The sequence below is a fragment of the Rheinheimera sp. A13L genome (genome assembly GCF_000217935.1).
Taxonomy (GTDB): domain Bacteria; phylum Pseudomonadota; class Gammaproteobacteria; order Enterobacterales; family Alteromonadaceae; genus Pararheinheimera.
Map to the genome: position 1 here is coordinate 135,193 of NZ_AFHI01000004.1, position 8,002 is coordinate 143,194.

Annotated in this window: 7 protein-coding genes; all 7 read left to right on the plus strand. The window is 47.4% G+C overall.

The features are described 5' to 3' along the window. Nucleotides 1–191 precede the first annotated feature (191 nt). The 7 genes from RHEIN_RS03375 (at nt 192) to RHEIN_RS03405 (ending at nt 7,966) form a co-directional block, all read left to right on the plus strand. Nucleotides 192–1,358: a Gfo/Idh/MocA family protein gene (locus RHEIN_RS03375; protein ID WP_008897569.1), complete on the plus strand. Its 1,167-nt coding sequence runs from the start codon at nt 192–194 to the stop codon at nt 1,356–1,358. A 67-nt stretch (nt 1,359–1,425) separates the two neighbouring features. Continuing rightward, nucleotides 1,426–2,484, plus strand: a complete 1,059-nt coding sequence (locus RHEIN_RS03380) for a sugar phosphate isomerase/epimerase family protein (RefSeq protein ID WP_008897570.1) — start codon at nt 1,426–1,428, stop codon at nt 2,482–2,484. Nucleotides 2,485–2,653: 169 nt separating this feature from the next. Further along, nucleotides 2,654–3,889, plus strand: a complete 1,236-nt coding sequence (locus tag RHEIN_RS03385) for a nucleoside permease (RefSeq protein WP_008897571.1) — start codon at nt 2,654–2,656, stop codon at nt 3,887–3,889. Continuing rightward, nucleotides 3,886–4,788 carry a hydroxypyruvate isomerase family protein gene (locus RHEIN_RS03390; RefSeq protein ID WP_008897572.1) on the plus strand — a complete coding sequence of 301 codons (903 nt, stop codon included), beginning with the start codon at nt 3,886–3,888 and terminating at the stop codon, nt 4,786–4,788. Before RHEIN_RS03385 ends, RHEIN_RS03390 begins: the two co-directional genes overlap by 4 nt. A gap of 112 nt (nt 4,789–4,900) precedes the next feature. After that, nucleotides 4,901–6,592: a GMC oxidoreductase gene (locus tag RHEIN_RS03395; protein ID WP_008897573.1), complete on the plus strand. Its 1,692-nt coding sequence runs from the start codon at nt 4,901–4,903 to the stop codon at nt 6,590–6,592. 1 nt (nt 6,593) lies between these two features. Beyond that, nucleotides 6,594–7,145, plus strand: a complete 552-nt coding sequence (locus tag RHEIN_RS03400; RefSeq protein ID WP_008897574.1) for a gluconate 2-dehydrogenase subunit 3 family protein — start codon at nt 6,594–6,596, stop codon at nt 7,143–7,145. A gap of 62 nt (nt 7,146–7,207) precedes the next feature. Beyond that, nucleotides 7,208–7,966 carry a 3-keto-disaccharide hydrolase gene (locus tag RHEIN_RS03405; RefSeq protein WP_008897575.1) on the plus strand — a complete coding sequence of 253 codons (759 nt, stop codon included), beginning with the start codon at nt 7,208–7,210 and terminating at the stop codon, nt 7,964–7,966. Nucleotides 7,967–8,002: the final 36 nt, after the last annotated feature.

The window sequence follows — 8,002 nt, forward strand, 5'->3', positions numbered from 1 at the left end:
GCTGATTTAGTGCAAATGCTCTTATTTGGTGCGGTGTTTTTCTGCTTTTGTTGAATTAAAGTGCAATATTTGCGACAAATAACGGATTTTCTATTGACGACATAAAATGTAATCCGTTACATTTTTTATAGCTTCGATTTTTGATCTACAGTCTGAACAACGTATCAGGTTGTACAGCACAAGGAAAAACCATGAAAGCTGCAGGCAAGCAAAAAATCCGTATGGGTATGGTAGGGGGCGGTGAAGGCGCTTTTATTGGCGCAGTGCATCGTCATGCCGCTGCTCTGGATGGCCAGATTGAACTGGTATGTGGCGCTTTTAGCCGGGATGCCGGTAACAACCAACGTACAGGTGAAGACTTGTGTGTCAGCCCAGACCGCCTGTACAGCGACTGGCAACAATTACTGAAGCAAGAAGCAGCGTTGCCGGAAACAGAGCGCATGCAGTTGTTAGTGATAGTCACACCGAATCAATTGCATGTGCCTATCAGCCGCGCTGCTATAGCCGCAGGTTTTCATGTGTTTTGTGAAAAGCCAGCTGGTGTCACGCTAGCTGAAACTCAGCAACTGGCGGTGGATTTAATTTCCGGCAACAGCCTCTATGGTTTGGCGCACACTTACCTTGGTTATCCTATGGTGTGGCAAGCCAAAGAGCTGGTGCAAAACGGTACTTTAGGCACTCTTCGCAAAATTTTTGTCGAATACCCACAAGGCTGGCTGACCGAAGATTTAGAAAGCAGCCAGAACAAACAAGCGAGCTGGCGTACTGATCCGGCTCAGGCTGGTGCCAGTGGTTGTATGGCTGATATTGGTACTCATGCTTTTGGTATGGCTGAATTTATCAGCGGCCAGCATATCACCGAACTTTGTGCCGAACTCAAAAGCCATGTAGCAGGTCGTCGCCTTGATGATGATGGTGCTGCTTTATTTCGCACTGATGGCGGTGCCAGTGGTGTGCTGCTGGCCAGCCAGATTTGTGCCGGTGAAGAAAACGCACTGAAAATCCGTATTTATGGTGATAAAGGTGGGCTGGAATGGCAGCAAATGGAACCTAATACCCTGATCGTAAAACCTCATGGCGCTCCTGTACAGGTATTGCGTGCTGGTGCTGGTCAGGCGGGTTTAGGGGCCGAAGCTTCACGCCGCTGTCGTTTGCCTGCTGGTCATCCTGAAGGCTATCTGGAAGCTATGGGCAATTTATACCGTGATTTTGCTGCTGCTATTCGCGCCGGCGAAAAAGGCACTCCGACTGGTGTACCAGGCATTAAAGCCGGTATGCGGGGTATGGCTTTTATTGAAACTGTCAGCAGCAGTCAGAACAGCAATGAAAAATGGCTGGCTTTGCCTGTCATCGACTAGGCAGATTTTCACTCACAAAGCAGAGTTCAGTTTTTGATTTGCCAGAGCGCTGGCCCAAGGAATACGAATGAATAAGATGAAAGGCCCTGCCATATTTTTGGCTCAGTTTATGGGCGACGAAGCGCCCTTTAACCATGTGGTTAGTATGGCAAAGTGGGCGGCCGATTTAGGCTACAAAGGCATTCAGGTGCCTACTAATAATCCGGCCTTTTTTGATCTGGAATTAGCGGCCAGCAGCCAGGCCTATTGTGATGATATTTTGGCGCAGTGCCGTGCTGTGGGTGTTGAAATCACCGAGCTGTCCACTCATTTGCAGGGCCAGCTCGTGGCTGTGCATCCAGCTTATGACGAGTTGTTTGATAACTTCGCACCAGAAGCGTTGCGTGGCAAACCTGCAGAGCGAACCGAATGGGCGATCAATCAGCTGAAACTGGCTGCAAAAGCCAGTCAGAATTTAGGCTTAACAGCTCATGCTACTTTTTCCGGCGCTTTACTCTGGCATTTAGTTTACCCATGGCCACAACGTCCTGCGGGTTTGGTTGAGCAGGGTTTTGCTGAACTTGCTAAACGCTGGTTGCCTATTCTTGATGCTTTTGATCAAGCAGCAGTGGATGTCTGCTACGAAATTCACCCTGGTGAAGATTTACACGACGGCGCCAGTTTTGAGCTGTTTTTAGAGGCCACCAACAATCATCCGCGCGCCAATATTCTGTTTGATCCAAGCCATTTTATGCTGCAACAACTGGATTATTTAGATTTTATCGACCGCTACCACAGCAGAATCAAAATGTTCCATGTCAAAGATGCTGAGTTTCGTCCTAATGGCCGCAGCGGTGTGTATGGCGGCTATCAGGATTGGGTCAACAGACCAGGGCGCTTCCGTTCTTTAGGTGACGGTCAGGTAGATTTTAAAAGTATTTTCAGCAAGTTAACCCAATACGGTTTCGACGGTTGGGCTGTACTGGAATGGGAATGTTGTTTAAAAGATTCAAGCCAGGGCGCACGCGAAGGGGCTCCATTTATCGCGTCTCATCTGATTGAAAAAGCCAGCAGAGCCTTTGATGACTTTGCCGGAGCAAAAACAGACGAGGCGCGTAATCGCCGGATTTTGGGTTTAAAGCCGTAATCGCATATAAAAATTAAGAAATCATCATTTACCCAAAATCATTGATGATGCAGGTAGGCGGCAACTGAACGAGTCCCCATGAACATAGCCCACTATGTGATTGGGGTGAGAGACGGCGGCCAACACCCCTGCAGCGTTAAGGATGAAGGGGAAATTAACGGGGAAGATAATGAACAGCATAAAAATACGCTTATGCAGCATGATGTTTTTACAGTTTTTTATCTGGGGTGGCTGGTTTGTCACTTTAGGTACTTTTTTAAGCCAGAACCTGCAGGCCACAGGCCCACAAACAGGTATGGCTTTTTCAACTCAGTCCTGGGGCGCCATTATTGCGCCATTTATAGTCGGCTTAATAGCCGACCGTTTTTTTAACGCTGAACGTTTATTGGGTGTGTTGCATTTAGCCGGTGCTGTTTTATTGTACTTTATGTATCAGGCCGCTGATTTCACAACCTTTTATCCACTGGTTTTAGGTTACATGCTGGCTTATATGCCAACGCTGGCGCTGGTGAACTCTGTGTCTTTTGGTCAGTTAAAACAACCAGAACTGGAGTTTGGTCAAATTCGCGTTTGGGGCACTATTGGCTGGATAGCTGCTGGTTTAGTCATTAGTTACGCTTTTGGCTGGGATGCTCAGCAGGCGATAGCAGATGGCGCTCTGAAAAACACTTTTCTGATGTGTGCTGTGGCTTCCTTAGCTTTAGGTTTATACAGTTTTACCTTACCTGCAACGCCACCTGCTGGCCGTGGTCAGCAACTGAAATTAGGTGAGCTGCTGGGGCTGGATGCCTTAGCCTTATTAAAAGATCGTAACTTCGCGTTGTTTTTCTTAGCTTCAGTGCTGATTTGTATTCCACTGGCCTTTTATTACCAGAATGCCAATCCTTTCCTGACGGGCATAGGCGTAGAAAATGCCACAGGAAAAATGACCTTAGGCCAGGTGTCTGAAGTGTTATTTATGCTGGCGTTGCCGCTGTTTCTGAATCGTTTTGGTATTCGCTGGACCTTATTAATAGGTATGGCCGCCTGGGTATTACGTTATGTGTTGTTCGCTTATGGTGATGCGGGGCAGGGCTTATGGTTGCTGGTCATTGGTATAGCTTTGCACGGTATTTGTTATGACTTCTTTTTTGTCTCCGGCCAGATTTACACCAACAGCAAAGCGGGCGTAAAAATCCGCAGTGCAGCTCAGGGTCTGATCACATTGGCAACTTACGGTATAGGTATGTTGATAGGCTTTAGTGTCGCAGGCCAAATCACAGAGGCCTACAGCAGCGCTGAAGCGACAGACTGGACTTCTATCTGGTTGTTCCCTGCAGGTTTTGCTGCTGCAGTGCTGGTGCTCTTTGCGTTGATCTTTAAAAATGAGCCACTGCAACAACAAGCAGAGGACAAACAGCCATGAGCCGTACTTTGCCCCGTCGTGAACTGTTAAAACAACTGGCAGCCGGGGCATTGGGTGTTTCGGTGCTGGGTTCTGGTTTGGTGTTCAGTAGCTCTGTACTAGCAGCTCCTGTGACTGGCGGTACCCTGAAAGGCAATATCCGTCATTCAGTCAGCCGCTGGACTTATGGCGATTTATCCATTGAAGAACTTTGCCTGTTGGTGAAATCTCTAGGTTTTACGGCTATAGACTTAGTCGGGCCAGACGACTGGCCTGTTTTAAAAAAGCACGGTGTCGACAGCTCTATGTGTAATGGCGCTGAGCTGGATCTGGAAGATGGCTGGTCGGATCCTAAGTTTCATCCAGAGCTGATAAAACGCTACCAAAACCACATAGATTTAGTGGCAGAGGCTGGTTATAAAAACCTGATTTGTTTTAGCGGCAATGCCCGCGGTATGGACAGAGAAACAGCCTTACAAAACGCAGTGAATGGCTTACAACAGATTTTACCTCAGGCTGAAAAACGTGGTGTGGTGCTGCAAATGGAGCTGTTTAACAGCAAAGTCGACCACCCTGATTACCTGGCCGACAGTTCAGCCTGGGCCATTGAGCTTTGTAAGCGACTGAACTCACAGAACTTTAAGTTGTTGTACGACATCTACCATATGCAGATTATGGAAGGTGACATTATCCGCACCATTAAAGATAACCATCAGTATTTTGGCCACTACCACACTGCAGGAGTGCCGGGCCGCCATGAAATTGATGACTCGCAGGAGCTGAACTATGTCGCTATAGCCAAAGCTATTCGTGATACAGGTTTTACCGGCTATCTGGCGCAGGAATTTGTACCAACACCCAAAACTAAAGAAGGCAGGGCGCAGTCGCTGGCTCAGGCTATTCGTATTTGTGACGTATAAACCGGGACTAAGCAGCCTGACTGCTTAGCTATAAAAAAATGAAAACAGGACCTATACCCAATACGTTGAACGGAAAGGGTATAAGGCGCCGCCCAACAGGGGACAACAACAGATGACAGTTGCGCAGAATCATTACGACGCCATAGTGGTCGGTTCCGGTATCAGCGGTGGCTGGGCCGCCAAAGAGCTGACTGAAAAAGGCCTGAAAGTTTTATTATTAGAACGTGGTCGTGATATTGAACATATCAAAGGCTACACCAATGCCTTTAAAGAAGCCTGGGACTTTCCACACCGCGACAGACCGACAGAAAAAATGAAGGAAATGCATCCGGTGTTAAAGCGGGATTACCCGCTGAATGAAAGCACCTATGGCATGTGGGCCAACGATCAGGACTCGCCTTATGTCGAGAAAAAACGCTTTGACTGGTTCCGTGGTTACCATATGGGTGGCCGCTCTTTATTGTGGGGCCGTCAGAGTTATCGCTTAAACGAAGCAGATTTTGAAGCCAACTTAAAAGAAGGCATAGCTGTGGACTGGCCTATACGTTACGCCGATTTAGCGCCATGGTATGACTATGTAGAGCGTTTTGCGGGCATATCAGGCAACAGAGATGGCCTGGATGTATTACCAGATGGTCAGTACCTGCCTGCTTTTGATTTAAACGTGGTGGAGCAATCAGTTGCTGCCCGGCTGAAAAAATCTTTTGGTGGTACCCGTCATCTGATCTGTGGTCGTACTGCCAACATTTCTCAGCCTAAACCTGAGCAAAACCGTGTCAATTGCCAGTACCGCAATAAATGCTGGTTAGGTTGTCCTTTTGGCGCTTATTTCAGTACTCAGTCGTCCACTTTGCCTGTGGCGATGAAAACAGGCAATTTAACAGTGCGGCCTTTTTCTATTGTCACCCAGGTGTTGTACGACAAAGACAAAAAACGTGCCCGTGGTGTTGAAGTGCTGGACAGCGAAACCATGCAGACCTACGAATTTACCAGCAAAATTGTGTTTCTGAACGCTTCAGCTTTTAACTCTACCTGGGTGCTGATGAATTCTGCCACAGATATCTGGCAAGGTGGTTTGGGCAGCAGCAGTGGTGAACTGGGTCACAATGTGATGGATCACCATTTAAATGCCGGTGCTTTTGGTGAAGTCGAAGGTTTTGACGACAAATACTATTTTGGCCGTCGTCCTACAGGCTTTTATATTCCGCGCTTCCGTAACTGGGGCGACGATAAACGTGATTATTTACGTGGTTTTGGTTATCAGGGGGCAGCCAGCCGTCAGGGTTGGCAGAGAAACATTGCTGAGATGGGTATTGGTGCCGATCTGAAAAATGCGCTGGCAGAACCTGGTCCATGGACTATTGGTATGAGTGGTTTTGGTGAGATTTTACCGGATCACAGCAATAAAATTTCGTTAGACCGCACTGTCAAAGACAAATGGGGTTTACCAGTTCTGGCGATGGATGCTGAGCTCAAAGCCAACGAAATCAAAATGCGTAAAGATATGATGCAGGATGGTATTGATATTCTTGAAGCAGGCGGGGCTAAAAACGTCCGTGGTTTTAACGAAGAATGTCATCCGGGTAAAGGTATTCATGAAATGGGCACAGCCCGTATGGGCCGTGATCCTAAAACCTCTGTACTGAATGGCTTTAACCAGGTCTGGGATGCACCTAACGTCTTTATTACAGATGGCGCTGCTATGACGTCAGCTTCTTGTGTCAATCCGTCTTTAACCTATATGGCGCTGACTGCCCGGGCTGCGGCTTATGCATTGGACGCGCTGAAAAAAGGAGACCTGTAATATGGACAGACGCGATTTATTAAAAATGATTGCAGCCGCTACCGGCGTTGCTATGGTGGGCGGTGATTTATGGGCTGCCGATCTGAAATCAGCGGATGCGGGTAAAGCTCTTTTTACTCAGTCTGATATTGCTTTTTTAGATGAAATTGCCGAAACCATTTTGCCAAAAACCAGTACGCCTGGCGCTAAAGACGCTGCTTGTGGTGCCATGATGGCGGTGATGGTTGCAGACTGTTATGAGCTGAAGTATCAGACGTTTTTTTTTGAAGGCTTAAAAACAATAAAAGCTTTGTCAAAACAACAGTTTGGTAAAGACTTTATGCAAACGACTGCGGCGCAAAAACACGAGCTGTTGTCAAAGCTGGATCAGCAAGCCAAACAAGACTCAGGCAAGCCGTTACCGCATTATTTTGTCTTGTTAAAACAACTGACTCTGATGGTGTTTTTTACCTCAAAACTGGGGGCTACTGAAGTGCTGCGTTATGTCGCTATACCAGGCCGGTACGATGGCAATCTGCCGTATAAAAAAGGCGATCGCGCCTGGGCGACCTGATCCGGTTTTGTTTTTTTGGTTTCAATCAGGCGGTTTAGTCCGCTTTTTTTAAGGTATTTATAATGAATTATGTATGGATTGGTGTTGCTTTGTCTTTAAGCACTGCTGCTATGGCGGCCACAGATATCAGCCAGTTATCAGATGCAGAGCGTCATGCTTTGGCTGCTAAAACTGAAGTCTGGACTCCGGTGCCGCCTGTGGTCACTGCAGCAGAAGGCCAGGCTCCTTCAGACGCACTACAGCTTTTGGATCAAAACTTGTCGCAGTGGCAATCGGTGAATACTGGTGCAGAAGCACAGTGGACTATGACTGACGGTGTGTTAACGGTTAAACCAGGCACTGGCGATATCCGCAGTAAAGAGTCGTTTTGCGATATCCAGTTGCATCTGGAATGGCGTGTTGGTAAAGATCGGATGGACAAAGAAGGTCAGCTGCGTAACAACAGTGGCATCTTTTTACAGGAAATGTACGAAATCCAGATTTTAGATTCGTACCAGAATGACACTTACCCTAATGGCCAGGCTGGTTCAGTCTATAAACAAACTATTCCGCTGGCGAACGCAACACGTCCGACAGGGGAGTGGCAACATTATGACATCATCTATAAAGCGCCGCGTTTTGAAGCTGAAAAGCGCTTATCGCCGGGTTATATCACAGTGCTGCATAATGGTGTGTTAGTGCAAAATCACACTGAAATTGCCGGTACCACTGAATGGATAGGCCCGCCTCAAGTCAAAGCGCACGGCTGCTTACCACTGAAATTACAGGATCACGGCGACAGCGTCAGCTTCCGTAATATCTGGGTTCGTAAGCTGGATTAATACTGTCTTTATGGCAAAAAGGCTGGTGTTGATACC